Origin of the sequence: Pseudomonas sp. NFX15 (assembly GCF_049132105.1) — a bacterium.
GTDB lineage: Bacteria > Pseudomonadota > Gammaproteobacteria > Pseudomonadales > Pseudomonadaceae > Aquipseudomonas.
Map to the genome: position 1 here is coordinate 41049 of NZ_JAFMPV010000016.1, position 26826 is coordinate 67874.

Here is a 26826-nt window from a genome sequence, read left to right on the forward strand (position 1 = left end):
CTACGCCCCGCGTCCCGCTTCGTTTTTAAGGCCCCTTGCATGTCCGATCCTCGCTATCAGGTCGACGTCAGCGTCGTCACCCGCTATCTGGCAGAACAATCGCAACCCGAGCACGAGCGCTTTGCCTTTGCCTACACCATTACGGTGCAAAACAATGGCCAGGCACCTGCGAAACTGCTTTCGCGACACTGGGTCATCACCGATGGCGACGGGCATGTCGAAGAAGTACGCGGTGCCGGCGTCGTCGGCCAGCAACCGCTGATCGACCCCGGCAAAAGCCACACCTACAGCAGCGGCACGGTCATGACCACCCGGGTCGGCACCATGCAGGGTACCTATCAAATGCTGTCTGACGACGGCAAGCACTTCGATGCCGTCATTGCCCCGTTCCGCCTCGCGGTACCCGGGTCGTTGCACTGATGGCAACCTACGCCGTCGGCGACTTGCAAGGTTGCCTTGAAGCACTGCAATGCCTGCTAGAGCAAGTCGCCTTCGACCCCGCAAAGGATCGCCTGTGGTTGGTGGGCGACCTGGTCAATCGTGGCCCGCAGTCGCTGGAAACCCTGCGCTTCCTCTATAGCATCCGCGAATCGCTGGTGTGCGTGCTCGGCAATCACGACCTGCACCTGCTGGCCGCCGGGCGTAACATCGAACGCCTGAAGAAATCCGACACCCTGCGCGAGATCATCGAAGCGCCCGATTGCGCCGACCTGCTCGAATGGCTGCGCCAGCAAAAGCTCATGCACTACGACGAACAGCGCAACGTGGCACTGGTGCACGCCGGGATTCCCCCGCAGTGGTCGCTGCGCAAAGCCTTGAAGCATGCCGCCGAAGTCGAGACCGCCCTGCGTGACGACAACCTGCTGCCGCCCTACCTCGATGGCATGTACGGCAACGATCCAGCGAAGTGGGACAATGACCTCAAGGGTGTGACGCGCCTGCGGGTAATCACCAACTATTTCACACGCATGCGCTTCTGCACCGCCGACGGCAAACTTGACCTAAAGACCAAGGAAGGCCTCGACACGGCCCCGCCAGGCTACAAGCCCTGGTTTCAGCACAAAGAACGCAAGACCAAGGGCCTGAAGATCATTTTCGGTCACTGGGCAGCACTTGAAGGCCGCTGCGACGAGCCGGGCATCTCGGCCCTCGACACCGGTTGCGTCTGGGGCGGCGCGCTGACCCTGATGAACGTCGACAGCTTTGAGCGCCTGTCTTGCAAATGCGACGAACACGGCCATGCCGTGCCGCCAGTCGCCTCCTCCAATCCCGAAACATCGCCAGCCAGCGCCCCGCGCTAGACTGCCCATTCTGCCGAGCCACAGGAGCCCGCCATGAGCGAATTCAAACGTATCCCCCCGGAACAGGCCCAAGCCCTGCGCGAACAAGGCGCAGTGGTGGTCGACGTGCGTGACCCGGCCACTTTCGCCGCCCTGCACATCGCAGGCTCCAGGCATCTGGACAACCACTCCCTGCACGCCTTCATCCAGGGTGCCGACCTCGACGCACCGACCGTGGTGGTCTGCTATCACGGCAATTCCAGCCAGGGCGCAGCCGCCTACCTGATCAGCCAAGGCTTCTCCGACGTCTACAGCATGGATGGCGGATTCGAGTTGTGGCGCACGACCTATCCTGCGGAAACGGCGCAAGGCACGTCCGAATAATTTTTTTGTAACGTTGCAGGCCCCGGCTCCCGCGGGCTGGCGCAGTGGCAGACGAACGGTCTGCCACAACTAATTACGTATCTCGCCTTTACCTGCCGAATTCCCAACTATCCTTAAGCCCAGGCCATCCAAAACAGGGGAGAGCCGGTACACCGGCGCACGGGTCATCGGGAGTAGCTTTCGGGGCGGTCAGTTCCGGGAGAGTTCTGGGGGGTAAACAGCAATCGCCTGTTCGGTTGCTGCCAGCATCGACTGAATGATCCGGCGTCGGCTCCACGTATCGAGCGAGGTGACGTCATGAGTATCTTTAGCCACTTCCAACAACGCTTCGAGTCCACACGCCAGGAAGAACTCTCGCTGCAGGAGTATCTTGAGCTGTGCAAAAAAGACCGTAGCGCCTACGTTTCCGCCGCCGAGCGTCTGCTGTTGGCCATCGGTGAACCGGAACTGCTCGACACCTCGACCAACTCGAGACTGTCGCGCATTTTCTCCAACAAGGTGATTCGCCGCTATCCGGCCTTTGAAGACTTCCACGGGATGGAAGAATGCATCGACCAGATCGTGTCGTATTTCCGCCATGCCGCTCAGGGCCTGGAAGAGAAGAAACAAATCCTTTACCTGCTCGGCCCAGTCGGTGGCGGTAAATCGTCCCTGGCCGAGAAGCTGAAACAACTGATGGAAAAAGTGCCCTTCTACGCCATCAAGGGCTCACCGGTATTCGAGTCACCCCTGGGTCTGTTCAACTCCACTGAAGATGGAGCGATCCTCGAAGAGGACTTCGGCATCCCTCGGCGCTACCTCAACACCATCATGTCGCCCTGGGCGACCAAACGCCTGGCCGAATTCGGCGGTGACATCAGCCAGTTCCGCGTGGTGAAACTCTACCCGTCGATCCTCAACCAGATCGCCGTGGCCAAGACCGAACCGGGAGACGAAAACAACCAGGACATTTCGGCACTGGTGGGCAAAGTCGATATCCGCAAACTCGAAGAATTCCCGCAGAACGACGCGGACGCCTACAGCTACTCGGGCGCCCTGTGCCGGGCCAACCAGGGCCTGATGGAATTTGTCGAAATGTTCAAGGCGCCGATCAAGGTGCTGCACCCACTGCTGACCGCCACCCAGGAAGGTAACTACAACAGTACCGAAGGCCTCGGCGCGATTCCGTTCACCGGGATCCTGCTGGCCCACTCCAACGAATCGGAGTGGCACACCTTCCGCAACAACAAGAACAACGAAGCCTTCATCGACCGGATCTACATCGTCAAAGTGCCGTACTGCCTGCGGGTCAGTGACGAGGTGAAGATCTACGACAAGCTGTTGTTCAACAGCTCGCTGGCCAAGGCCCATTGCGCGCCAGACACCCTGAAGATGCTGGCCCAGTTCACCGTGCTCTCGCGCCTCAAGGAGCCGGAAAACTCCAACATCTATTCGAAGATGCGCGTGTACGACGGCGAGAACCTCAAGGACACCGATCCGAAGGCCAAATCGATCCAGGAATACCGCGACAACGCGGGTGTCGACGAAGGCATGAACGGTCTCTCTACCCGGTTCGCGTTCAAGATCCTGTCCAAGGTGTTCAACTTCGATCCGCACGAAATCGCCGCCAACCCGGTGCACCTGCTCTACGTATTGGAACAACAGATCGAACAGGAACAGTTCCAGGCCGAAACCCGCGAACGCTATCTGCGCTTCCTCAAGGAATACCTGGCACCGCGCTACATCGAGTTCATTGGCAAGGAGATCCAGACCGCCTACCTCGAGTCCTACAGCGAGTACGGCCAGAACATCTTCGATCGCTACGTGCTGTACGCCGACTTCTGGATCCAGGACCAGGAATACCGCGATCCTGAAACCGGTGAAATTCTCAACCGCGTGGCACTGAACGAAGAACTGGAGAAAATCGAAAAACCGGCTGGCATCAGCAATCCGAAGGATTTCCGCAACGAAATCGTCAATTTCGTCCTGCGTGCCCGGGCCAACAACAACGGCAAGAACCCGACCTGGCTCAGCTACGAAAAACTGCGGGTGGTCATCGAGAAGAAAATGTTCTCCAACACCGAGGACCTGCTGCCAGTCATCAGCTTCAACGCCAAGGCCAGCAAAGAGGACCAGCAGAAACACAACGACTTCGTCACACGCATGGTCGAGCGGGGCTACACAGACAAACAGGTACGACTGCTGTCCGAGTGGTACCTGCGGGTCCGAAAATCACAATAACCCGCTGCCGGTCAGACCGGTTGTCGTCAGCCAGAGACCTGCGTGCGCTTTTTCTGTTACACAGGCCTCTGGAAGGTGTTCGAAAGTCGGTAGCGAGTTCAGGCAGCATCCAAAGCGCTTGGGGGAGCGTTCAATACCCCTCGCTCTCGGTTCGATGCTGCATCACCGCTCGCCCCTTTCAGGACAGCTTCTAAGGAGCAGTCATGAGCTATGTGATCGACCGACGTCTCAATGGCAAGAACAAAAGCACGGTGAACCGCCAGCGATTCCTGCGGCGTTACCGTGATCACATCAAGAAGGCTGTCGAAGAGGCGGTCAGCCGGCGCTCTATTACCGACATGGAGCACGGCGAACAAATCAGCATTCCCGGCCGCGACATCGATGAGCCGGTGCTTCATCACGGCCGCGGTGGCAAGCAAACCGTCGTGCACCCGGGCAACAAGGAATTCACCAGCGGCGAACACATCGCCCGCCCGCCGGGAGGTGGCGGCGGCCGAGGCCCTGGCAAGGCCGGCAATTCCGGCGAAGGGATGGACGAATTCGTCTTCCAGATCACCCAGGAAGAATTCCTCGAATTCATGTTCGAGGACCTCGAGTTGCCGAACCTGGTCAAGCGCAACCTGACCGGCACCGACACCTTCAAGACCGTGCGCGCCGGGATCAGCAACGAAGGCAACCCGTCGCGGATCAACATCATCCGCACCCTGCGTTCAGCCCACGCCCGGCGGATCGCCCTGTCCGGCAGCAGCCGGGCAAAACTGCGCGAGGCCAAGGAGGAACTGCTGCGACTCAAGCAGGAGGAACCGGACAACTTCGGCGATATCCAGGAGATCGAGGCCGAAATCGAAAAACTCAGCGCGCGCATCCACCGGGTGCCATTTCTCGACACGTTCGACCTCAAATACAACCTGCTGATCAAGCAACCCAACCCCAGCTCCAAGGCCGTGATGTTCTGCCTGATGGACGTGTCCGGCTCGATGACCCAGGCGACCAAGGACATCGCCAAGCGTTTCTTCATCCTGTTGTACCTGTTCCTCAAGCGTAATTACGACAAGATCGACGTCGTGTTCATCCGCCATCACACCAGTGCCCGTGAAGTGGATGAAGAGGAATTTTTCTACTCCCGGGAAACCGGCGGCACCATCGTCTCCAGCGCCTTGAAACTGATGCAGGAGATCATGGCCGAGCGCTATCCGAGCAACGAGTGGAACATCTACGCCGCCCAGGCATCCGACGGCGATAACTGGAATGACGACTCGCCAATCTGCCGCGACATCCTGATCAACCAGATCATGCCGTTCGTGCAGTACTACACTTACGTTGAGATCACCCCGCGCGAACACCAGGCCCTATGGTTCGAATACGAGCGCATCGCCGAAGCCTTCTCTGACACTTTTGCCCAGCAACAACTGGTCTCGGCCGGGGATATCTATCCGGTCTTCCGTGAACTCTTCCAGCGCAGGTTAGTGACATGACCGCCAAAGAGCAGAAGCGCCAACCCATTTCCACCGGCTCCGAATGGACATTCGAGCTGATCCAGGCCTACGACCGCGAAATCAGCCGTATTGCGGCCGGTTACGCGCTCGATACCTACCCTAACCAGATCGAAGTCATCACCGCCGAACAGATGATGGATGCCTACGCCTCCGTCGGCATGCCGCTGGGTTATCACCACTGGTCCTACGGCAAACACTTCCTGAGCACTGAAAAGTCCTACAGCCGCGGCCAGATGGGCCTGGCCTACGAAATCGTGATCAACTCCGACCCGTGCATCGCCTACCTGATGGAAGAAAACACCATCTGCATGCAGGCATTAGTGGTCGCTCACGCCTGCTATGGGCATAACAGCTTTTTCAAGGGCAATTACCTGTTCCGTACCTGGACCGACGCCAGCTCGATCATCGATTACCTGGTGTTTGCCAAGCAGTACATCATGCAGTGCGAAGAGCGCCATGGCATCGATGCGGTCGAGGATCTGCTCGACTCCTGCCATGCTTTGATGAACTACGGTGTCGACCGCTACAAGCGCCCCTACCCGATTTCCGCCGAGGAAGAACGTCGCCGGCAAAAAGACCGGGAAGAGCACATGCAGAAACAGATCAACGATCTGTGGCGCACCATCCCCAAAGGCGCGGACAAGTTCAGCGACAAGGACAACGCACGCTTCCCCGCCGAACCTCAGGAAAACATCCTGTATTTCATTGAAAAACATGCACCTTTGCTGGAGCCCTGGCAGCGGGAAATCGTGCGGATCGTGCGCAAGATTGCCCAGTATTTCTATCCACAACGTCAGACCCAGGTGATGAACGAGGGGTGGGCCACGTTCTGGCACTACACCTTGATGAACGACCTGTACGACGAGGGCCTGGTGACGGACGGTTTCATGATGGAGTTCCTGACATCCCACACCAGCGTGGTGTTCCAGCCAGGCTTCGACAGCCCTTACTACAGCGGTATCAACCCATATGCCCTGGGCTTTGCCATGTACCGCGACATCCGGCGCATGTGTGAAGACCCTACGGAAGAAGATTACCGCTGGTTCCCTGACATTGCCGGCACCGACTGGCTGGCCGCCATCAAGTTCGCCATGAGCAGCTTCAAGGATGAGAGCTTCATCCTGCAGTACCTGTCGCCCAAGGTGATCCGCGACCTGAAGCTGTTCAGCATCCTCGATGATGACCAGAAGGACGACCTGCTGGTGCCCGCCATTCACGACGAAGGGGGCTACCGCATCATCCGTGAAACCCTCGCGGCGCAATACAACCTGGGCAATCGCGAACCCAACGTGCAGATCTACAGCATCGACCGTCGCGGCGACCGCTCATTGACCCTGCGTCATCAGCAACACGACCGCAAACCACTGGGAGAGTCGACCGAAGAAGTGCTCAAGCACCTGCACCGTCTCTGGGGCTTCGACATTCACCTGGAGACCCTGCAAGGTGAAACCGTGATGAAAACCCACCATGTGCCGCCCCGAAGCGAGCACAGCGAAGGTGATTACGGCCGCCTGGACCTGGCCGTCATCCATCTTTGAACCGGTTTGTGCCTCCGAAGGCTCGATGCAAGGGTTATCCTGTCGAGCTAACGGAGGTTTTTTATGCGGATCTATAAAGTCGGTGGTGCAGTACGCGATCGCCTGCTGGGCAAACCGGTCACTGATATCGACTGGGTCGTGGTCGGTGCCACCACCGAAGAAATGCTCGCCAAGGGCTTTCGCCCGGTGGGCGCGGACTTTCCGGTGTTCCTTCACCCAAAAAGCGGTGAGGAATACGCCCTCGCCCGCACCGAGCGCAAAAGCGGGCGCGGTTACGGCGGTTTCACGTTTCACGCCAGCCCCGAAGTCACCCTCGAAGAAGACCTGATTCGTCGCGACCTGACCATCAATGCCATGGCCGAAGACGATCAGCAGAACCTGACCGATCCGTATCAAGGCCAGCGCGACCTTGAAGCGCGCCTGCTTCGCCATGTTTCCCCGGCTTTTGCCGAAGATCCGCTTCGAGTCTTACGTGTTGCCCGCTTCGCAGCGCGTTATGCGACGCTAGGATTTAGTGTCGCTCCGGAAACCCTCGCGCTGATGCGTCAACTCAGCGAGTCAGGCGAGCTTGAGGCACTGACTCCAGAGCGTAGCTGGAAGGAAATTTCCCGCGCCCTGATGGAAGACCAGCCACAGGTGTTTATCGAGGTTTTGCGTGCCTGCGGGGCACTCAAGGTACTGATGCCCGAGGTCGACGCACTGTTTGGCGTACCGCAACCACCCGCCCATCACCCGGAAATCGACACAGGCGCCCACACCCTGAGCGTGTTGCAACAATCCGCGCTACACAAGCAACCACTGACCGTGCGCTGGGCCTGCCTACTACACGACTTGGGTAAAGGGCTGACGCCCAATGAAGAATGGCCGCGTCACGTTGCTCACGAGTTCAAGGGCCTGAAGCTGATTAAAGCGGTCAACGAACGGTTCAAGGCGCCGAGGGACTGCCAGGAGTTGGCCTTGCTGGTGGGCGAGTATCACACCCACGGGCATCGCGCTCTGGAGTTGAAGCCATCGACGCTCCTTGAATTACTGCAAAGCTTCGACGTTTACCGTCGGCCACAGCGGTTCGAAGAGTTCATCACGGCGTGTGAGATGGACGCGAGAGGGCGCAAAGGACTGGAAAATAGAAGTTATCCACAGGCGGATTATTTGCGCGGCGCGGCAACGGCTGCTCGCAGCGTAGCGGTGCAGCCGCTGCTGGAAAAAGGCTTCAAAGGGCCTGCGTTGGGAGAGGCGATCAAGCGTGAGCGGTTGAAGGCTTTGAAAGTTTACAAGGACGCGGCGTCTGCCTGAAAAGCTTCGCGGGCAAGCCCGCTTCCTCAGGTTCAGTGCTATCCCTGTGGGAGCGGGCTTGCCCGCGAAGACGTCAGAAAGGTCACAACAAATCTGAAGACGTCAGCGGCTCCCCGCGCCACTCAAACGCCACCGGCGCCAGCACCTGATCGATCTGCGATTCAGCCCACAACGCGGCAAAGCTTTTACCTACACCCGGGTGAACGCGCTCCGGCGCTATCAACGATAACGGCCACAGAACGAAGGCGTTTTTCAGAATTTCCGCTCGCGGCAAGATCAACCCATCGAAATTGCCCACCAGGTCACCGAACAACAGCACGTCGATATCCAGCGGTAATCCTCGGCGATCCGGTGCGTAACGTCCGTTATCCGCTTCGATAAACTTCAACCGGCGATCCAGCTCAATCAATGGCAAATCGGTGTGGGCGGACACGACAAAATTGAAGAACGGCCCGCTCTTGATGCCCACCGGCTGGCTCTCGAACACCGCCGAACAGCGGATATCCACCAAGAACGCCGACAGTGCATCGAGCCCTGCGCGCAAATGGGTTTCGCGCTCGATATTGCTACCGAGCCCGAGATAGACCTGGGTCAGCGACATCCGCGCTCGATCTCCACGCCTACACCACCGGTGGCCGCCGGGACGGCGCCGGGCTTGGTCAGCTTCAAGCGCATCCAGGTGATCTTGAATTCGCTCATCAGCACTTCAACCAGGCGCTCGGCAAAGGTTTCGACCAGTTGATACTGGGATTGCTCGGCAAACGCCTGGATGCGCGTGGAAACACTGGCGTAGTCGAGCGCCAGGGTCAGGTCGTCGCCGGCTGCGGCCGGGCGATTGTCCCAGGCGAAGCTCAGATCAAGACGCAGGCACTGTCGGATGCCTCGCTCCCAGTCGTAGGCACCAATCACCGTGTCGACTTCCAGGCCCTCGATAAACACTCTGTCCAAGCACTTCTCTCCGCTGCACGACAAGGGCGCAATGCGCCGTTAGAATCAGGGCGTCCTCGCCCGGAATAGTTAGCATGTTTTGGTTACTGGCGATTCTCGCCTACCTGCTCGGCTCTCTGTCCTTTGCCATTTTGCTCAGCCGCCTGACCGGTAACCCCGATCCGCGAATGGGGGGCTCGGGCAATGCCGGTGCTACCAACATGTTGCGCCTGGCCGGTAAAAAACTCGCGATCCTGACCTTGCTCGGCGATCTTTGCAAAGGCCTGCTGCCGGTACTGATTGCACGCCTTGCCGGTCTTTCTCAGCAAGAGCAGGCCTGGATCGGCGTCTATGCCGTCATCGGCCACCTGTTTCCGCTGTACTTTCGCTTTCGCGGCGGCAAAGGCGTCGCCACTGCGGGCGGCATGCTGCTGGGACTTTACCCGCCCGCGGCCCTGCTGGCGGTTTGCGCCTGGCTGCTGACGTTCTACCTGACCCGCACCAGTTCACTCGCCGCGCTGATCGCCACGCCGCTGACCCTGCCGCTGCTGGCCTGGCAAGAGCCGGCTGCGCTGCTGCCCATGAGCACGCTCACCGGGCTGATCGTCTGGCGCCACCGCGGCAATCTACGCGACCTGTTTGCCGGGCGCGAACGGCATTTTTAAATGCCGCCCATGAGCACCGCTCATCACAACGCCGACAACTGCTCCATCGGCCAGCGTGCCTGAACCGTGATCGCCAGGCTTTCCTGCTGGCCGGCCTGCAAGCGCTGGCAACCAGCAAACGCAATCATCGCGCCGTTATCGGTGCAGAACTGCGCACGGGCGTAAAACACATCGCCCTTCATGTCGCCGAGCATTTTTTCCAGAGACGTGCGCAACGCCTTGTTGGCACTCACGCCACCAGCGATCACCAGACGCTTCATGCCAGCGGCTTTGAGGGCGCGCTTGCACTTGATGGTCAAAGTCTCCACCACGGCCTGCTGGAACGCCAGCGCGATGTCGCAACGGGCTTGCTGACTGTCGTCCCCGGCGCTGACGCATTGCTGCCAGGTGTTCAGGGCGAAGGTTTTCAGGCCACTAAAGCTGAAATCCAGGCCCGGGCGATCGCACATCGGACGCGGGAAGGTAAAACGTCCGGCAACGCCCTGCTCCGCCAACCTGGCGATTTCCGGCCCGCCCGGATATTGGAGGCCCATCATCTTCGCGGTCTTGTCGAAGGCTTCGCCCGCAGCGTCATCCAGGGTCTCGCCCAAGAGCGTGTACTGACCGATGCCATCGACCTGAACCAGCTGCGTATGACCACCCGACACCAACAAAGCGACGAACGGGAATTCCGGCGGCTGGGCTTCCAGCATGGGCGCCAGCAAATGGCCTTCCATGTGGTGCACGCCCAGGGCCGGAATGCCCCAGGCAAACGCCAGCGCCTGGGCGCAGGAAGCACCCACCAGCAAGGCACCGACCAGGCCAGGACCCGCGGTGTAGGCGATCGCGTCGATCTCGGTCGGCACGCAGTCAGCCTCGGCCAACACCTGACGAATCAAGGGCAGCATGCGCTTGACGTGATCGCGCGAGGCCAGCTCCGGCACCACGCCACCATAGGCGCGATGCAGGTCGATCTGGCTGAACAGCGCGTCGGCCAGCAGGCCGCGTTCACTGTCATATAATGCGACACCGGTTTCGTCGCAGGAGGTTTCTAATCCCAGTACTAGCATGGGTTTGCGCCTTGTTTAGGCTGAATTCGAAGGCGCGCATAATAGTCGCCGCGTGATGCCCCGACCAGCGGTTTTCGATCAGAGGCTTTGCATTCCGAGCGATGAGGGGTTAACATCCGCAACCCTTAAAAACCGACGTCTTCAAGTGCTCTTTTGCCGCGAGGATGTTGACCCCGGTAATGAATGAAGGTAGCTCTGGATGCCAGCCGTCAAAGTAAAAGAGAACGAACCCTTCGACGTAGCTCTGCGTCGTTTCAAGCGCTCCTGCGAAAAAGCCGGTGTACTGGCTGAAGTTCGTAGCCGCGAATTTTACGAGAAGCCAACTTCTGAGCGTAAGCGCAAGGCAGCAGCTGCTGTCAAGCGTCACGCCAAGAAAGTTCAGCGCGAACAGCGCCGCGCCGTTCGTCTGTACTAATACACAGACGATCGTAGCAAGCTTCTTTGCCAAGCCCGGCCCTCAGCCGGGCTTATGGCATTTGCGTAAAACGCTTGATGCTTCACTGTCGACGCCGCAGACGCGACCGAGACAAATCTGCTTCACCGCGTCAGACCTGGCTCTTTTGCCAGCGGTGCACGTCTTTTCTGACGAGCCTTTCAAGGCTACTGACGAGCACACCCACTGATTCCTCTCACGACGATCAGCCCAAGGCACCTGCTTGCGTGCCAGATGATGAGCTATCCGAGGCCTGTTGGGCCGCAGCGGATTCAGCGCAACACTTTCAAACAGTCGAATACTGATTGCATTAACGTCAGTGGATTTTCGGCAGATACACTTCCCGACAGCGATTACGCAGACGACATTGGTCGAGCCGCACATTTTGCGCGCCTCAAACAATGACCGCCGTTTGGTCGCCGCAGGTTTCGGGCTCCTTTGAGCGCAGATGACGAGAACGCCATGGCCGGGCTAATTCCCCAGAGCTTCATTGACGACCTTCTGAACCGCACCGACATCGTCGATGTGGTCAGCTCGCGCCTGCAACTGAAAAAGGCCGGCAAGAACCACACTGCCTGCTGCCCGTTCCACAAGGAAAAGACTCCGTCGTTCAGCGTCAGCCCCGACAAACAGTTCTATTACTGCTTCGGCTGCGGCGCTGGCGGCAACGCCCTCGGCTTCATCATGGACCACGACAACCTGGATTTCGTTCAGGCCGTCGAAGAACTGGCCAAAGCCGCTGGCATGGAAATCCCCCGCGAAGAAAGCGGCCGGCCGCACAAGCCACGGCAACCGACCGATTCGCCGCTGTATCCGCTACTCAGCGCCGCTGCCGACTTTTATCGCCAGGCGCTGAAAAGCCATCCGTCGCGCAAAGCCGCGGTGGATTACCTGAAAGGTCGCGGGCTGACCGGTGAGATCGCCCGGGACTTCGGCCTGGGCTTCGCCCCACCCGGCTGGGACAACCTGTTCAAGCACTTGAGCAGCGACACCCTTCAGCAAAAGGCCATGATCGATGCCGGCCTGCTGATCGAGAACGCCGAAACCGGTAAACGCTACGACCGCTTCCGTGACCGCGTGATGTTTCCAATCCGCGACAGTCGCGGGCGCATCATCGCGTTTGGTGGCCGAGTGCTGGGCGACGACAAGCCCAAGTACCTGAACTCACCTGAAACCCCGGTATTCCATAAAGGCCAGGAGCTTTACGGCCTCTATGAAGCACGCAAAAACAATCGCAACCTCGACGAAATCATCGTCGTCGAGGGCTACATGGACGTCATTGCCCTCGCCCAGCAAGGCCTGCGCAATGCCGTCGCAACCCTGGGCACCGCGACCAGCGAAGAACACCTCAAGCGCCTGTTTCGCGTCGTGCCCAACGTCTTATTCTGCTTCGACGGCGACCAGGCCGGCCGCAACGCCGCATGGCGGGCGCTGGAAGCAACGCTTTCGAGCCTGCAGGACGGTCGGCGCGCACGCTTTCTGTTCCTGCCCGAAGGCGAAGACCCGGACACCCTGGTCCGCTCTGAAGGCACCGACGCCTTCCGCGCGCGCATCAACCAGCATGCGCAGCCTCTGGCCGACTACTTCTTCCAGCAACTGACGGAAGAAGCCGATCCGCGCTCGCTGGAGGGCAAGGCGCACATGGCCACCCTCGCCGCACCGCTGATCGACAAAGTCCCGGGCGCGAACCTGCGCATTCTGATGCGTCAACGATTGAGCGAAATTACCGGACTCAGTGGTGAAGCGGTCAGCCAGCTGGCTCAAAGCGCCCCGCAAGAAGCGCCACCGGCCTACGATCCTGGCATCGATTACGACGCAATGCCCGATTACAGCGACTATCATCAGCCGCAGGCGCAGGACATGTATGCGCCGCAGCAGGAATGGACACCGAAGAAACCCGGTGCAGGAGGCAAGAAATGGGACAAGAAACCCTGGGACAAGAATGGCAAACGGGGCGGTGACCGCGATCAACCTCGCGCGCCACGGGTACCCGCCGCCGTAGAACCGCCAACCCTCGCCGCGCTGCGCACATTGCTGCACCACCCGCAATTGGCCGAGAAAGTCGAGGACGCCGGGCACTTCGCCGCCGAGGATCACACCAACACGCAATTGCTGGTGGCGTTGCTCGAAGCCGTGCAGAAGAATCCCAAGCTAAACTCAATTCAGTTGATAGCGCGCTGGCACGGCACGGAACAGGGTCGCTTGCTCAAGGCCCTGGCGGAAAAGGAATGGCTGATTGATGGAGATAACCTTGAACAACAGTTTTTCGACACCATTACTAGCTTGTCAGCCCGCCAACGCGAGCGAAACCTGGAACAACTTCTTCGAAAAGCGCGTCAAAGCGAATTGACGATCGAAGAGAAAAACCAACTGCGCGACCTCTTGAGTCGCAATGTTTCCGCATCAAACCCGACCTCAACTGGCGCGTGAGGTCATAGCTCAGGTATAATCCTCGGCTTGTTTTTTGCCCGCCAAGACCTTCAGTGGATAGGGTGTTATGTCCGGAAAAGCGCAACAGCAGTCTCGTATCAAAGAGTTGATCACACTGGGTCGTGAGCAGGGTTACCTGACTTACGCGGAGGTCAACGACCACCTGCCGGAGGATATTTCAGATCCGGAACAGGTGGAAGACATCATCCGCATGATTAACGACATGGGGATCAACGTATTCGAGGTTGCGCCAGATAAGGATTCCCTTATGCTGGCCGACGCCGATACCGACGAAGCCGCGGCCGAAGAGGCGGCAGCTGCGTTGGCAGCGGTCGAGACCGACATTGGTCGCACTACCGACCCGGTGCGCATGTACATGCGCGAAATGGGTACGGTCGAGCTCCTCACGCGTGAAGGCGAAATCGAAATCGCCAAGCGTATTGAAGAGGGCATCCGTGAGGTGATGAGCGCGATCGCGCACTTCCCTGGCACGGTAGATCATATTCTCTCCGAGTACACCCGCGTCACCACCGAAGGTGGTCGCCTGTCCGACGTCCTGAGCGGTTATATCGACCCGGACGACGGCATCGCGCCGCCAGCGGCAGAAGTGCCGCCGCCGGTCGACGCCAAAGCCGCGAAAGCGGATGACGCTGACGACGACGAAGACGGCGAAGCCTCGGATGACGAGGAAGAAGCCGAAAGCGGTCCGGATCCGGTCATCGCAGCCCAGCGTTTTGGTGCTGTCGCCGATCAGATGGAAATCACCCGCAAGGCGCTGAAAAAGCACGGTCGCAACAACAAGGCAGCGATTGCCGAGCTGTTGGCCCTGGCCGAGCTGTTCATGCCGATCAAACTGGTGCCCAAGCAATTCGAAGGCCTGGTCGAGCGCGTTCGCAGTGCCCTGGACCGCCTGCGTCAGCAAGAGCGCGCCATCATGCAGCTCTGCGTTCGTGATGCACGCATGCCGCGTGCCGACTTCCTGCGCCAGTTCCCGGGCAACGAAGTTGACGAAAGCTGGAGCGATGCCCTGGCAAAAGGCAAAGGCAAATACGCCGAAGCCATTGGTCGTCTGCAGCCGGACATCATCCGTTGCCAGCAGAAGTTGACTGCGCTGGAAACCGAGACCGGCCTGACCATCGCCGAGATCAAGGACATCAACCGTCGCATGTCGATCGGTGAGGCCAAGGCCCGCCGCGCGAAGAAAGAGATGGTTGAAGCCAACTTGCGTCTGGTGATTTCGATCGCCAAGAAGTACACCAACCGTGGCCTGCAATTCCTCGACCTGATCCAGGAAGGCAACATCGGCTTGATGAAAGCGGTAGACAAGTTCGAATACCGTCGCGGCTACAAGTTCTCGACTTATGCCACCTGGTGGATCCGTCAGGCGATCACTCGCTCGATCGCCGACCAGGCCCGCACCATCCGTATTCCGGTGCACATGATCGAGACGATCAACAAGCTCAACCGCATTTCCCGGCAGATGTTGCAGGAAATGGGTCGCGAACCGACTCCGGAAGAGCTGGGCGAACGCATGGAAATGCCTGAGGACAAGATCCGCAAGGTATTGAAGATCGCGAAAGAGCCGATCTCCATGGAAACCCCGATCGGTGATGACGAAGACTCCCATCTGGGTGACTTCATCGAAGACTCGACCATGCAGTCGCCAATCGATGTTGCCACCGTTGAGAGCCTTAAAGAAGCGACTCGCGAAGTGCTGTCCGGCCTCACTGCCCGTGAAGCCAAGGTACTGCGCATGCGCTTCGGTATCGACATGAATACCGACCATACCCTGGAAGAGGTTGGTAAGCAGTTCGACGTGACCCGTGAGCGGATTCGTCAGATCGAAGCCAAGGCGCTGCGCAAGCTGCGCCACCCGACGAGAAGCGAGCATCTGCGCTCCTTCCTCGACGAGTGATACCAGAACCCCCGGCCCAGGCCGGGGGTTTTGTTTTTATGGCAGATTAATATCTGCGCACTTCCCCCTCCCCCCTGTAGCCCGTCTACACTCGAAACATTCCCCCGAGCCATAACGAGACCGTTATGCCCAGACTGCCGACCGTGCTTTTTTTGCTGTCGCTGATGACCTGGACCGCAACGGCTGGCGCGCTGACTCTCACTGACGATGAACGCAGCTGGCTGGCGGCTCACCCCGACTTGCGCCTGGGTGTCGATGCGTCCTGGCCGCCCTTCGAGTTTCGTGACGACGAGGGCCGCTACCAGGGTCTTGCCGCCGATTACATCGAAGTCATCCGCCAACGGCTGGCCACCCGGCTCACGCCCATTGAGCCGGCAAGCTGGACCGCCGTCCTGGATCAAGCCAAACAAGGCAAACTGGACCTGCTGCCGGGCATCATGTCGACACCGGAACGCCAGAACTACCTGTCGTTCACCCGCCCCTACCTGGACTTTCCGATTGTCATCCTGGCCCACGTCGGCGGCGCCCAGCCGCACAACCTGAAAGACCTGTACGGCCTGAAAATCGCCGTGGTGGAAAATTATGCCCCCCACGAACTGCTGCGCACCCACAATCCCGACCTGAACCTGGTAGCGATGCCCAACGTCAGTTCGGCATTACAGGCACTGGCCACCGACGCCGTTGACGCGGTGGTAGGAGATCTGGCGTCCAGTGTCTGGAGCCTGCGCCAACTCAAGCTCGAAGGGCTGTATGTCAGCGGTGAGACCCCATATCGCTATCAACTGGCCATGGGCGTGCCTCGCGATAACCAAATGCTCGTCGGCATTCTGGACAAGGTCCTGGCAGACATGAGCCCCGCAGAGATCAGCGCCATTCAAGAACATTGGGTCGGCAACGTCCTCGACCACCGGACCTTCTGGAACGATTTGTTGGTGTACGGTTTGCCCGGACTGCTGTTGTTGACCATCGTGCTGGCGGTGGTTATCCGCATCAACCGCCGCCTGAGCTCGGAAATCACCCGCCGGGTCGACCTCGAACAGGAACTGCGCAGCAGCGAATACCACTACCGGGGCCTGGTGGAGAGCCTGTCGGCCATCGCCTGGGAAGCCAAAGTCACCGACTTCACCTACAGCTATGTGTCGCCCCACGCCGAAGACCTTCTCGGCTATCCCCTGTCTCATTGGCTGATCCCGGGCTTCTGGCGCAACATCATTCACCCCGCCGACCTGACCCGCGCCCAGACCTTCTGTGACCATGAAGTGCTGGCCGGGCGCGATCATCGCCTCGATTACCGGGTGATCACCGCCGACGGCCGCTGCCTGTGGGTACGCGACATCGTCAGCCTGATCGAACACGGGCATGAACCGGTCATGCGCGGCCTGATGATCGACATCACCGATGCCAAGCGCACTGAAGAAGCGCTGCGCCTGTCGGAACAGAAGTTTGCCTCGGTGTTCCAGCAATGCCCGGACATCCTGGTGATCGCACGCCTGAGCGACGGTTGCCTGCTGGAAGTCAACGAAGCGTTCGAAGAACAGATCGGCCTCAAGGCGGAGGACGTCATTGGCCTGACCGCCACCGACTTGAACATCTGGGGCATCCCCGGGGTTGGTCCGGGCCTGTTGCAGCGCCTGCAGGCCGGCAGTATCCGCAACCTGGAAATGCCCTTCCGCCGCAGCAACGGCCAGGTGTTTACCGGCCTGATCTCGGCCGAACCGTTCGACCTCGACATGACGCCGGCGCTGGTGGTCGTGGTGCGCGACATCACCCAGCTCAAGGAAACCCAGCAACAACTGCAAACCTCCGAAGAGAAGTTCGCCAAGGCCTTCCACGCCTCCCCTGACGGCTTGCTGTTGTCGCGGCAGAGTGATGGCTTGCTGCTGGAAGTCAATGAGGGTTTCAGCCGCATCACCGGGTTCAACAGCGCGATGTCGGTGGATCGCTCGGCGCTGGACCTCGGCATTTGGGTCAACCTCAACGAACGCAAGCAAATGCTCGACCTGCTGCACCGCGACGGCTTCGTCCGCGACTTCAGTTGCCATATTCGCCGCAGCGACGGGCAGATCCGCCTCTGTGAAGTGTCCAGCCGTCCGCTGCCGATTGGCGATGAAGACTGCATGCTGACCATCGCCCGCGATATCACCGAGCGGCACTTGATGCAGGAAAAACTGCAACAGGCCGCTACCGTGTTCGAAAGCACCGCCGAAGGCGTATTGATCACCGATACACAACAGCACATCAGCGCGGTCAACCGGGCGTTCACCGAAATCACCGGCTACAGCGAAAGCGAAGCCCTGGGCCATACGCCGCGCTTGCTCGCCTCGGGCCTGCATGACAGCGCGTTCTATGCCGCCATGTGGCATCAATTGACGGCCGAGGGTCACTGGCAAGGCGAGATTTCCAACCGGCGCAAGAATGGCGAGCTATACCCGAGCTGGCTGACCATCAGTGCCGTGCGCAACCGCGATAAATTCATTACCCACTTTGTCGCGGTGTTCGCCGACATTTCCAGCCTCAAGCATGCCCAGGCCAAACTCGACTACCAGGCGCACCACGACCCGCTGACAGGACTGCCTAACCGCACACTGTTCGAAAGCCGCTTGCTGACGGCACTCAACAACCAACAGGAAAACGGCGGCCAGGGCGCGGTGCTTTTCCTCGACCTAGACCGTTTCAAACACATCAATGACAGCCTCGGTCACCCGGTCGGCGACTTGTTGTTAAAGGGCATCGCCGTGCGCCTCAAGGAGCAACTGCGGGACATCGACACCGTGGCACGACTTGGCGGGGATGAATTCATCATCCTGCTGCCGGGCCTGCAACAACCGAGCGATGCCGACCACATCGCCACCAAGCTGCTCAATTGTTTCGGCGCGCCGTTTCAGGCCGGCGAACACGAGTTTTTCATCAGCGCCAGCATCGGCACCAGCCTCTACCCCAAGGATGGTTGCGACGTCGCCACCCTGATCAAGAACGCCGATGCCGCGATGTACCGCTCCAAAGCCAAGGGACGCAACCGCGTCGAAAGCTACACCCGCGACCTCACGGCCCAGGCCAGCGAGCGCGTGGCGCTGGAGCACGAACTGCGCCGCGCCATCGAGCGCAACGAATTGCACCTGTGCTACCAACCGAAGATCAGCCTCGAGGACTACAGCCTCGTCGGCGCCGAAGCCCTGATTCGCTGGCACCACCCGACCTTTGGCGACGTGCCGCGGGAACACTTCATTCCGTTGGCCGAAGAAAACGGCATGATCCTGCAAATCGGCGACTGGGTGCTGGAAACCGCCTGCCGGCAATTGGCCGAATGGCACAAATTGTACGAAGTACTCGGCCCACTGTCGGTCAACCTGGCCGGTGCCCAATTGCGCCAGCCCAACCTGCTGGGCCGTATCGAACAATTGCTCAACGACAACGGCCTCAACCCCGGCTTCCTGCAACTGGAAATCACCGAAAACTTCATCATGAGCCAGGCCGAAGAAGCTTTGGCTGTGCTGCATCAGCTCAAGCACCTGGGTGTGCAGCTGGCCATCGACGACTTCGGCACCGGCTACTCGTCCCTGAGCTACCTCAAACGCCTGCCGCTGGACATCCTCAAGATCGACCAGTCTTTCGTCCGCGGCCTGCCCGACGACCCCCACGACGCCGCGATCGTGCGCGCCATCATCGCCCTTGGCCGCAGCATGCAATTCACCGTGATTGCCGAAGGCGTCGAGACCCAGGCGCAGCAGCAATTCCTCGCGTATGAAGGCTGTGAACAAATCCAGGGCTACATCGTCAGCCTGCCCCTGCCCCCGGACGAATTCGCCGCGACGTTTCTTCGTACAACCGTAAAGGCTTTTTCGGATAGCACAGTCGCAAAACCGTCGTTATAATCCGCGACCTACTGAGGGCCTATAGCTCAGTTGGTTAGAGCAGAGGACTCATAATCCTTTGGTCCACGGTTCAAGTCCGTGTGGGCCCACCATCTTCAAAGCCGCGCATTGCGCGGCTTTTGTCGTTTTAGGGGGCAGCTCAATCGCTCAAGCGATTCTTCAAAAAGCTGAAACCGTCCACAACCCGTCCACACTCACGAAGCCTCACCCTCAGACTTGGCCTCACTACGCTCCACATCAGCCTTCAGTTGGAGAATATCGCCGATGACCAGATAGGTATAAATCACGTACCTGTCAGCTTCATCCTGAGACGATATGACGTTGTGAGAGCCTTTCTGAGCAGCTTGAAAGATCGCATCCAAACGCTCCCCTAGGTATTTCATATGCGACCCAACAATCTCGCTGAAACGAGATGAATCAGAGTTCTCTTCTACATATGCAATTAATCTATTGACGTAATTTTCGACTCCAAGTTTTATAGCCTTGGTTTTACCATTTCCAACATCAACAACCTTATCTTCTCGAGCTGGATAAACACCATCTGCTGTTTCTTGCAAAATACGTCTACAGCTATGCACCGCATTCGACCAATCTTCATCATTTTCAGAAAGAAGATTTTCATATACAGACGTAAACTTCTTAACAGCACCGGGGACAATTTCTCCGATTTTCTTGTCAACCTTTGCCCTGGTCCTATCGAAGATATCACTCGGCACCGATGAGAACTTAAGCTCAAAGTAAACACCGCAGACGTAATTGTGTATATAAGATCTTCGGCGAGATAGCAGACTAGATTTCTGACTTAGGAATGTAAGAATATTTTTGCGTTCAGCAGCGTTTCCGGTAGGCGTTTGTACCGTTTGGTAGGGGTTAGCTGAGCTTACAGATATACTACCATCTGCTGCGGCAGCCATACGTTCCCTAGCACCGGCCATCTCAATCTCTATTTGCTCGATTGACTCAGTATTAGCGCGCTCAGTTTTTACTTCCTTTTCTCCTTCTCCTTCTTTCACTATATTAACCCTGCCCGCCAACTCAGCTAGTCGCCAAACATCAGCTTTAATCCCCTCAGGCCCCGATGGATACCCACTCGCCTCATACACCATGATTTGTTGCTGATCGAAATCACCAACCAACCGTGCAAGCCTACTGACCTTCATTGCAATATTGGTTAGAGGAATGGCACTCATTTCCAAATCCGAAAGTATCACCTCGCTCAACAACAAGGCCTCTTTTAAAACTCCGCTTCCACTCATGCTGCACCTCCATCCCTGCTTAAGAACTTCATCATTGGATTCAAATGAACAACTTCAGCCATATGCCCTGGACTGAAGTGCGCATATTTTTGTGTCATAGCCAGCGTCGCATGGCCTAGCACCCGTTGTAGCGTCAGAATATCTCCACCATTCATCATGTAATGGCTGGCAAATGTATGCCTTAAAACATGGGTCATCTGTCCTTCGGGTAGCTCAATACCAACGGCTTCAACTGACCGGCGAAATGTGTTGTATGCGGGGGTGAATGGCAATTTTCCTTTGAGCCGCTTCTCAAGGCCCTCTGCGATCGGCACTGAGCGATTTTTGCTCGACTTTGTCTTGCTGTAGTGGACCAACCCATGGCGGACCTGGCGAGCCTGCAAACCTTCGGCTTCACCCCACCTGGCACCAGTAGCCAAACACACCTGAGCAATCAAGCCAGCGTCAGAATCGCGTCTGGAGAGATCCTCTAACAGTTCCTTGATCTGTTCGGCCAACAGATACACCATCTCGGTTTCGTCGAACTTGAGCTTCCGGACGTTGGCCAGTGGGTTATCACTGTCCCACTCGCCCAAACGCCCCAGCTCATTGAAAACGGCCCGTAAATACGCCAGCTCGTGATTCAACATATTGGCGCTAATTGGCTTGGTGTCCTTACCTTCCTCTGTAAAACCTCTTCCTGGTTTTTTCCGCGAGTGCTTTCCTTCTGCGCGCTCAGCTCGATACTGGGCAAAGTCCGCGGCACTGAACGTGGCAACCCTCGGATTACCCATCCGTTCGATCATGTTTCGCAGTAACGCCAAACGCTGCTCACCAGTTTTAAGCGTCTGCCCATGCACCACATACCAACGCTCAGCAAGATCCAATAGCTTGCGCGTATCGTGCTTGGGTGCCTTCTCGAACGCCCCTGTAGCTCCTTCCCCCATCACTCGATTGTGGTATTTCTGCGCTTCATTTTTGGTTGGGAATATTTTGCGCGTACGAACGCCGTATCGTCCGTCGGGACGACAATCCACTTCGTAGCGGCCATCCTCCAGTTTCTTTATGGCCATAGGCTTACACAGGCCAACTCTGCCCTGCCTCCAGAGTCTTTTGGACTTTCACTGGATCGTGTTTTTTCAGCGAGCCTCATATGGCAATAACCGGGCTTATCTGACCAACCTCGGGCGCGACTTCATCCGTTACCAACCACAGCGCATAGCGTTTAAATCGAGGGTGTTTAGTGATCTTCAACAGCTCCACGGAGCTGACAGACGCCCGCCGCCCGTACTCATATCCCTTCCATGTTTCGAGTTTGATTCCCGCGATCTCACAGATTTCCGCCTGAGTCAGACGCTCAGTCAGCCGCACTTCCTTGAGTTTTTGACCTAATTCCAACGAGCACCCTCCTCTTGACATGTGCGTATGCACATCACAATATGTGCATATGCCACTTTATTCGGCATATATACACACGGAGCTTAGCAAATGCAGATCACCATAGACACGCCCTACACAACCGTTCGCGAGCTGGCACGCCGGTCCGGCCAGTCAGAACGAGCGATCCGTAATGACATCGAGCGTGGGCGAATCCTGGTACGAGCAAAAACTGAAGGTTCGAAAGAAGCACTGCTGGTAAACATGGTTGCGCTGGCCATAGAAGCGGCCGAGCAAGCCGAACGCGTCTCCCAGCGCTGAGGGCCGGCAAATGCAATTCGAAGATATTTACCGCCTAGAAGTGGTCTCCGCCCTGGAGCATGACCACGAACTTGATTTTAAAGACATTGGCAGCACCTACTTTCAAAAGGGAGTCTGCCCAGGCTGTAGCGAACGCACGCTGTACATCGCCCGCAAACAGCCGTATCAGCTCAAATGCAATCGTCTGAACCAGTGTCAGTTTGAGGAAAAGACTCGGGAGCGCTACAGCCACCTGTTCGAAAACCTCAGTGAGCGGTTTCCGCGTACCGAGGTCGACCCGAACGCCACTGCTGATGCCTACCTACAGCGCAATCGCGGTTTCGATATCAGCAAGATGAAAGGCTGGTACGAGCAGAGCCGACGCAAAATGAAGGATGGCCAATGGGCGGACACCGTTCGTTTCCCACTCTGCGATGGCTACTGGGAACGAATCATTGACGCGACGATGGTCACGGCCAATGGCGGGGACAAAGCCGGCATCAAGTACAAAATGTCATACAAGGGTGGCGCTTGGGTTCCGCCTGGTATGTCCATCGAGCAAGGTGACACGGTCTACGTTGTAGAGGGCATCTTCCACGCAATTGCTTTGATCCTGGCTGGCTACAAGGCAATGGCGTCCATCTCAGCCAACAACTTCCCCTGGGACCTCGTAGAGGCGCACAAGGGCATGAAAGTACGCTGGATCATCGCCTTGGACGACGATAAGGCCGGCCACTCAGTTATTCCGAAGTACCGCAGCCAATTGCTTGCCCGCGATGAACTGGCATGGGTGGCCCTTGCTGGTATCGACCGCGATTGGGACGACGTGTACCGCGACGGGCAACTTAATGATGAATTCATGCAGGAGGCCAACTACCAGGGGCGAATCTTCATCGCCGAGAGCCCTGCGAAAAAGGCCTACCTGTTACACAAAAAGAAGCCGCTCAATTTCTTCCTGCTGGACTTCGGCGAACGCCTATATTCCGCCAAGGTGAATTCCGATGAGCTGAACAAAACACAGGAAGACGAAGCAGCGGTCGCTCGCGAGCAGCTTTTCTACAAATACTGCGACATCAAGCAAGTGGCCAACTGCGTGCCGCGCTTTGAATACATCCAACGTGATGCGATCAGCGGTGACCAGCAGTTCTTCTTCCAATTCAACTTCCCCAACGCGGCGCAAAACTGCAAGGAGCCCTTGGCGCCGAACTCAATCGGCGATCCGCGAAGCTTCGCCAAATCGCTGCTGGAGCGCACACCTGGCGGCAACTTTGAAGGTGGGGAAAAGGTGCTGGCCATGCTGCGCAGCAAATGGCTGGACAACGCCCTGACCGTCCGATCACTGCCTTTTGTCGGCTATGACGCATCGAGCAAGACTTACTGCTTCCAGAAGTTCGGTTACCACAAGGGACGTGAGTACCTGGCCAACGACCACGGCTACCTTGAAGTCGGGAAAACAGGGCTGAAAACCTCGCTCAATAGCCTGACGATCGTCCGCGGTTCTGGCTTCGATCCAAGCTGGTTTTCCGACTTCTTTGCAGTGCATCACCTGAATGGACTCGCAGCGTTGTCGTGGTGGACAGCCACGCTGTTCGTGCAGCAGATCCGCAGCAAACAAGAGTCCTGGCCGTTTCTAGAGCTGACCGGTGACGCCGGCGCCGGTAAGTCCAGCTTGCTGCGTTTTCTGTGGCGTTTACTCGGTCGCTCCAACTTCGAAGGCATCAAGCCCAACAGCGAAGGCGCAAGCGCGATTGGCCTGACCCGTGCACTGTCTCAGGTAAGCAATCTTCCTGTGGTGCTTATTGAATCTGACAGCCAGACCGTCGACGCCCAGGGCCGCACGGTAGTCAGTCAATACAACTGGGAAAAGTGGAAAGCGCTGTTTGACCACAACGCCACACTGCGAACGGTGGGCGTGAAGTCCTCGAGCAACGACACCGACAGCCTGATTTTCCTGGCAGCACTGTGCATGGCTCAGAACGCCAGCGTTGAAGGCTCCGAGGCGATCTTGACCCGCATCAGTCATTTCCATGCGACCAGGGCGCACCACACCCCTGCCTTGAAGGTGCTGGCCATTCGTTTGAATGGCCTACCCGTGGAGCAATTGGCCGGTTACCTGGGGCACTGCATCGGGCAGGAGTCAGCCTGGCTCCAGCGCTACTTCGATGCGTTTCCGGAATACGAGCAACGTCTTCAAGCAAACCCTGTTCTTCAGCACCAACGGATCGTACTTTGTCATGCGCAGATGATGGCAGCCGCAAAAGCCACCCAAGCACTGTTTCCGGACTGGAGCGACGACAACCTGGAGCAAGTCATCAAGCACATCGAGCGCCGCGCCATCGATCGGCAGCAGCGTGTCAGCACCGAAAACCCAACAGCCGGGCGCTTCTGGCAGATCTATCACTACCTCAACGAAAGAGTGGTTTCGATCAGCGATGACGCGGGCAATCGCGAAGTCACTCAGGAAACTCTCAACCACAGCGCTGACAAAGATCTGATCGCCATCAATATTGAGCACTTCCATAACGCCTGCCGTCTCGCTGGCCAGGAAGTCATTCACGCGACGCAGCTGCATCGCGCACTGCCCCTCAGCACCTCACACACGTTTGTCGAGACTCGCAAAGTCCGCTCGGTCATCGAGAAGCGCTCGCTCAACTGCTGGTTGTTCCGGAAGGGGAGTAAATCCTGATGAACGTCTTGGGGATAAAACAGCGTGTACAGGGGCAATCGGGTGTTTTTGAGGTAATGCGTGTGTTGCCGCTGAATGGGTGGAACATCTGGAACATTAATATCTTTAAGAAAAATATCTATATAAAACAGATAGATAAACAACAACCCCCCATCACCCTTGACCGGAACAGGCTGGATCACGCCGGAACATCTTTCCGTTCTCTGTTCTGCAAGTGTTCCACCAACGGCATTTGCTGGAACACCTCGCCAGCCCTTGTAAATAAAGGCCTACAGCGAACCTTTAGAAAATCCCGTTCTGCCATGTTCCGGCTCGCGCTTCCAAGTACCTATCGACCTGAAAGCCCCGTAAACCGTGGGCTAGCGGCCTTCAACTTTTAGCCGTTCCGGATGTTCCGGGGTACACCCGGGCACACGCGGCTTTTTTTCAGGCGCGGAGCCTGATGCAACCAGCAAAAAAGGAGCGACAACATGCAAGTACAAGTCATCACCGGCGACCAATGCACTGGCAAAACCACCCGCCTGCGCGCCATCCAAGCCGAACTGAAAAGTCAAGGGATCGAGGCGCCAATTATGGTCGGCGAGCACTGCACCACCCCGTTCTTTGTCAATCAGATCGCAGATAGGGCCATGGCCGGTGACAAGCAGTTTCTGGCTGACGACTGCACCCAGTTTCAGATCCAGGCCGTAATGCAGCTGAAAGCACGGGGCATTCACGCGGGAATTCCGTCTGATTTCGTGGTGCACCTGGTGCGCAAGGCCTGAGGGGAAAAGCGCCCATGATTATTCGCTACCGCGCGAACACGCTGCCCGGCCAATTACCGCTGCCGTCCGATTACGTGGAACAGCGGACTGCCGAGGACCTGGCCGAGCTGGCGGCCGCCGCACATTGGAGGGATCACCCGAAAGACGCCCCGACGTTCATCACTGTCGTGCACATGCAGGACGTAGACGGTCATGACTTGGGACTGTTTGAGGTGCGCTGTGAGCAGCGCCCCGTATTCACGGCGAGCCGATTGCGGCAAGCGTGAGAGAGACGGTGTCGAGGAGTTCGCACCTCCCCGACACCAACCACCACTAGAGGAGCAACACCATGCAAGCACAGCACCCAAGCAGCAGCGGCCTGAAGGATACCACCGAGCCTGACCAGCCGGGAAAGCCCTTCAAACCACCTCGGCCTCTACTAGCCACCGCCGTGATCGGCACTGCCCTAATAGGGTACCTGGTCCACAAAACCCCGGACGCTCGTCAACGCTTGGAAAGCATGGTCTGTCTGGCCCAAAGCATGGGCGACCTGAGTGACCAAGACGCCGTTGTCATCGCTGACCTACTCGCCAAGCCCTATACACGGAATACCCCACTGGGAGAGCACCATGTCTGAACAAACCAACTTCAAGCGGTACAAGTCCTGCGTCAATTTCAACGCCTGTGAGATCGTCTTGGAGAATGACCCATGCTGATCGACGGTCGGATTATTGCTATCAGCGACGAGCAAGCCCGTTCCGGTCGTGAGCAATTGGAATTGCCCGCTGACTTTTTTCTGGTCGAAGCCACCCAGTTGCTTCACCACAACACCGGATCGGGTTGGGTCCAGATTCCATTGCCTCGGGGTTTCCTGGTGGCAGCCTATGAGAATCTTAATGGACATCGTCGCTACGGGGTCGTGGACATAAATAAACAGCTGAGTAACTAAGAGTTGTCGCACTATCCTATTAGTGCGATATCCT

23 protein-coding genes and 1 tRNA gene are annotated in these 26826 nt (G+C 57.9%); 18 read left to right on the top strand and 6 right to left on the bottom strand.

Translation table 11 applies throughout. The annotated features are described in order from the left end of the window. The first annotated feature begins 39 nt into the window (after nt 1-39). The 7 genes from apaG to J1D76_RS17645 all read left to right on the top strand — a co-directional run bounded on the left by apaG (nt 40) and on the right by J1D76_RS17645 (nt 8211). Nucleotides 40-420 (top strand): Co2+/Mg2+ efflux protein ApaG, encoded by a 381-nt coding sequence (apaG, locus tag J1D76_RS17615; RefSeq protein WP_421139528.1) that lies wholly within the window; start codon nt 40-42, stop codon nt 418-420. Beyond that, nucleotides 420-1301: a symmetrical bis(5'-nucleosyl)-tetraphosphatase gene (locus J1D76_RS17620; RefSeq protein ID WP_421139529.1), complete on the top strand. Its 882-nt coding sequence runs from the start codon at nt 420-422 to the stop codon at nt 1299-1301. The genes apaG and J1D76_RS17620 overlap by 1 nt, the downstream gene beginning before the upstream one ends. Nucleotides 1302-1334: 33 nt before the next feature. Continuing rightward, on the top strand, nt 1335-1664 hold the full coding sequence (glpE, locus tag J1D76_RS17625) for a thiosulfate sulfurtransferase GlpE (protein WP_060541633.1): 330 nt from the start codon (nt 1335-1337) through the stop codon (nt 1662-1664). Nucleotides 1665-1961: 297 nt separating this feature from the next. Continuing rightward, complete coding sequence (locus tag J1D76_RS17630) at nt 1962-3884, top strand: PrkA family serine protein kinase (RefSeq protein ID WP_007980217.1); 1923 nt, start codon at nt 1962-1964, stop codon at nt 3882-3884. 203 nt (nt 3885-4087) lie between these two features. Continuing rightward, nucleotides 4088-5359, top strand: coding sequence for a YeaH/YhbH family protein (locus J1D76_RS17635; RefSeq protein WP_007980218.1), 1272 nt, complete (start codon nt 4088-4090; stop codon nt 5357-5359). Next, on the top strand, nt 5356-6918 hold the full coding sequence (locus J1D76_RS17640; protein ID WP_421139530.1) for a SpoVR family protein: 1563 nt from the start codon (nt 5356-5358) through the stop codon (nt 6916-6918). The genes J1D76_RS17635 and J1D76_RS17640 overlap by 4 nt, the downstream gene beginning before the upstream one ends. Before the next feature lie 63 nt (nt 6919-6981). Beyond that, nucleotides 6982-8211 (top strand): multifunctional CCA addition/repair protein, encoded by a 1230-nt coding sequence (locus J1D76_RS17645; protein ID WP_421139531.1) that lies wholly within the window; start codon nt 6982-6984, stop codon nt 8209-8211. 82 nt (nt 8212-8293) lie between these two features. Here the strand turns inward: J1D76_RS17645 and folK are convergent, their stop codons facing one another. Continuing rightward, complete coding sequence (gene folK, locus J1D76_RS17650) at nt 8294-8812, bottom strand: 2-amino-4-hydroxy-6-hydroxymethyldihydropteridine diphosphokinase (protein WP_421139532.1); 519 nt, start codon at nt 8810-8812, stop codon at nt 8294-8296. Further along, nucleotides 8803-9159: a dihydroneopterin aldolase gene (gene folB, locus J1D76_RS17655; RefSeq protein ID WP_421139534.1), complete on the bottom strand. Its 357-nt coding sequence runs from the start codon at nt 9157-9159 to the stop codon at nt 8803-8805. The genes folK and folB overlap by 10 nt, the downstream gene beginning before the upstream one ends. A gap of 74 nt (nt 9160-9233) precedes the next feature. Here folB and plsY point away from each other — a divergent pair, with 74 nt between their 5' ends. Further along, entirely contained in the window at nt 9234-9803 is a 570-nt protein-coding gene (gene plsY / locus J1D76_RS17660; RefSeq protein WP_421139535.1) for a glycerol-3-phosphate 1-O-acyltransferase PlsY, read from the top strand. A 23-nt stretch (nt 9804-9826) separates the two neighbouring features. Here the strand turns inward: plsY and tsaD are convergent, their stop codons facing one another. Then, on the bottom strand, nt 9827-10852 hold the full coding sequence (gene tsaD / locus J1D76_RS17665) for a tRNA (adenosine(37)-N6)-threonylcarbamoyltransferase complex transferase subunit TsaD (protein WP_421139536.1): 1026 nt from the start codon (nt 10850-10852) through the stop codon (nt 9827-9829). Between the two features lie 199 nt (nt 10853-11051). Between tsaD and rpsU the strand changes: the two genes are divergently transcribed. From rpsU to J1D76_RS17690, 5 genes are all read left to right on the top strand, one after another. After that, complete coding sequence (gene rpsU / locus J1D76_RS17670; RefSeq protein ID WP_002551877.1) at nt 11052-11267, top strand: 30S ribosomal protein S21; 216 nt, start codon at nt 11052-11054, stop codon at nt 11265-11267. A gap of 480 nt (nt 11268-11747) precedes the next feature. Then, on the top strand, nt 11748-13715 hold the full coding sequence (gene dnaG, locus J1D76_RS17675) for a DNA primase (RefSeq protein WP_421139538.1): 1968 nt from the start codon (nt 11748-11750) through the stop codon (nt 13713-13715). Nucleotides 13716-13782: 67 nt separating this feature from the next. Continuing rightward, nucleotides 13783-15630, top strand: a complete 1848-nt coding sequence (gene rpoD / locus J1D76_RS17680; RefSeq protein WP_421139539.1) for an RNA polymerase sigma factor RpoD — start codon at nt 13783-13785, stop codon at nt 15628-15630. Between the two features lie 125 nt (nt 15631-15755). Next, nucleotides 15756-19502 (top strand): bifunctional diguanylate cyclase/phosphodiesterase, encoded by a 3747-nt coding sequence (locus J1D76_RS17685; RefSeq protein ID WP_421139541.1) that lies wholly within the window; start codon nt 15756-15758, stop codon nt 19500-19502. A gap of 15 nt (nt 19503-19517) precedes the next feature. Continuing rightward, nucleotides 19518-19594: transfer RNA gene (locus tag J1D76_RS17690), tRNA-Ile, on the top strand. Nucleotides 19595-19696: 102 nt separating this feature from the next. Here J1D76_RS17690 and J1D76_RS17695 read toward each other — a convergent pair. From J1D76_RS17695 to J1D76_RS17705, 3 genes are all read right to left on the bottom strand, one after another. After that, a complete protein-coding gene (locus tag J1D76_RS17695) occupies nt 19697-20758 on the bottom strand; it encodes a hypothetical protein (RefSeq protein WP_421139542.1) in 1062 nt (353 codons plus the stop codon). Next, entirely contained in the window at nt 20755-21810 is a 1056-nt protein-coding gene (locus J1D76_RS17700) for a phage integrase (protein WP_421139544.1), read from the bottom strand. The genes J1D76_RS17695 and J1D76_RS17700 overlap by 4 nt, the downstream gene beginning before the upstream one ends. Nucleotides 21811-21886: 76 nt before the next feature. Next, entirely contained in the window at nt 21887-22135 is a 249-nt protein-coding gene (locus J1D76_RS17705; protein ID WP_095944850.1) for a helix-turn-helix domain-containing protein, read from the bottom strand. A gap of 90 nt (nt 22136-22225) precedes the next feature. Between J1D76_RS17705 and J1D76_RS17710 the strand changes: the two genes are divergently transcribed. The 5 genes from J1D76_RS17710 (at nt 22226) to J1D76_RS17730 (ending at nt 26792) form a co-directional block, all read left to right on the top strand. Continuing rightward, a complete protein-coding gene (locus J1D76_RS17710) occupies nt 22226-22435 on the top strand; it encodes a hypothetical protein (protein WP_095944849.1) in 210 nt (69 codons plus the stop codon). A 10-nt stretch (nt 22436-22445) separates the two neighbouring features. Then, the gene (locus tag J1D76_RS17715; RefSeq protein WP_421139545.1) at nt 22446-25100 is read left to right on the top strand and encodes a toprim domain-containing protein; all 2655 of its coding nucleotides are present in this window, start codon (nt 22446-22448) and stop codon (nt 25098-25100) included. 470 nt (nt 25101-25570) lie between these two features. After that, nucleotides 25571-25864, top strand: a complete 294-nt coding sequence (locus tag J1D76_RS17720) for a hypothetical protein (RefSeq protein WP_421139546.1) — start codon at nt 25571-25573, stop codon at nt 25862-25864. A 14-nt stretch (nt 25865-25878) separates the two neighbouring features. After that, nucleotides 25879-26130 carry a hypothetical protein gene (locus J1D76_RS17725; protein ID WP_414876853.1) on the top strand — a complete coding sequence of 84 codons (252 nt, stop codon included), beginning with the start codon at nt 25879-25881 and terminating at the stop codon, nt 26128-26130. Nucleotides 26131-26552: 422 nt separating this feature from the next. After that, on the top strand, nt 26553-26792 hold the full coding sequence (locus tag J1D76_RS17730; RefSeq protein ID WP_421139547.1) for a hypothetical protein: 240 nt from the start codon (nt 26553-26555) through the stop codon (nt 26790-26792). Nucleotides 26793-26826: the final 34 nt, after the last annotated feature.

What these genes read in the sequence shown, in the direction of transcription:
- J1D76_RS17635 (WP_007980218.1), top strand. Translation starts at nt 4,088, where the DNA reads ATGAGCTATGTGATCGACCGACGTCTCAATGGCAAGAACAAAAGCACG.
- glpE (WP_060541633.1), top strand. Translation starts at nt 1,335, where the DNA reads ATGAGCGAATTCAAACGTATCCCCCCGGAACAGGCCCAAGCCCTGCGC.
- J1D76_RS17710 (WP_095944849.1), top strand. Translation starts at nt 22,226, where the DNA reads ATGCAGATCACCATAGACACGCCCTACACAACCGTTCGCGAGCTGGCA.
- rpsU (WP_002551877.1), top strand. Translation starts at nt 11,052, where the DNA reads ATGCCAGCCGTCAAAGTAAAAGAGAACGAACCCTTCGACGTAGCTCTG.
- J1D76_RS17715 (WP_421139545.1), top strand. Translation starts at nt 22,446, where the DNA reads ATGCAATTCGAAGATATTTACCGCCTAGAAGTGGTCTCCGCCCTGGAG.
- J1D76_RS17645 (WP_421139531.1), top strand. Translation starts at nt 6,982, where the DNA reads ATGCGGATCTATAAAGTCGGTGGTGCAGTACGCGATCGCCTGCTGGGC.
- dnaG (WP_421139538.1), top strand. Translation starts at nt 11,748, where the DNA reads ATGGCCGGGCTAATTCCCCAGAGCTTCATTGACGACCTTCTGAACCGC.
- folK (WP_421139532.1), bottom strand. Translation starts at nt 8,812, where the DNA reads ATGTCGCTGACCCAGGTCTATCTCGGGCTCGGTAGCAATATCGAGCGC.
- rpoD (WP_421139539.1), top strand. Translation starts at nt 13,783, where the DNA reads ATGTCCGGAAAAGCGCAACAGCAGTCTCGTATCAAAGAGTTGATCACA.
- J1D76_RS17620 (WP_421139529.1), top strand. Translation starts at nt 420, where the DNA reads ATGGCAACCTACGCCGTCGGCGACTTGCAAGGTTGCCTTGAAGCACTG.
- J1D76_RS17685 (WP_421139541.1), top strand. Translation starts at nt 15,756, where the DNA reads ATGCCCAGACTGCCGACCGTGCTTTTTTTGCTGTCGCTGATGACCTGG.
- J1D76_RS17695 (WP_421139542.1), bottom strand. Translation starts at nt 20,758, where the DNA reads ATGAGTGGAAGCGGAGTTTTAAAAGAGGCCTTGTTGTTGAGCGAGGTG.
- J1D76_RS17725 (WP_414876853.1), top strand. Translation starts at nt 25,879, where the DNA reads ATGATTATTCGCTACCGCGCGAACACGCTGCCCGGCCAATTACCGCTG.
- plsY (WP_421139535.1), top strand. Translation starts at nt 9,234, where the DNA reads ATGTTTTGGTTACTGGCGATTCTCGCCTACCTGCTCGGCTCTCTGTCC.
- tsaD (WP_421139536.1), bottom strand. Translation starts at nt 10,852, where the DNA reads ATGCTAGTACTGGGATTAGAAACCTCCTGCGACGAAACCGGTGTCGCA.
- apaG (WP_421139528.1), top strand. Translation starts at nt 40, where the DNA reads ATGTCCGATCCTCGCTATCAGGTCGACGTCAGCGTCGTCACCCGCTAT.
- J1D76_RS17730 (WP_421139547.1), top strand. Translation starts at nt 26,553, where the DNA reads ATGCTGATCGACGGTCGGATTATTGCTATCAGCGACGAGCAAGCCCGT.
- J1D76_RS17720 (WP_421139546.1), top strand. Translation starts at nt 25,571, where the DNA reads ATGCAAGTACAAGTCATCACCGGCGACCAATGCACTGGCAAAACCACC.
- J1D76_RS17640 (WP_421139530.1), top strand. Translation starts at nt 5,356, where the DNA reads ATGACCGCCAAAGAGCAGAAGCGCCAACCCATTTCCACCGGCTCCGAA.
- J1D76_RS17700 (WP_421139544.1), bottom strand. Translation starts at nt 21,810, where the DNA reads ATGGCCATAAAGAAACTGGAGGATGGCCGCTACGAAGTGGATTGTCGT.
- J1D76_RS17630 (WP_007980217.1), top strand. Translation starts at nt 1,962, where the DNA reads ATGAGTATCTTTAGCCACTTCCAACAACGCTTCGAGTCCACACGCCAG.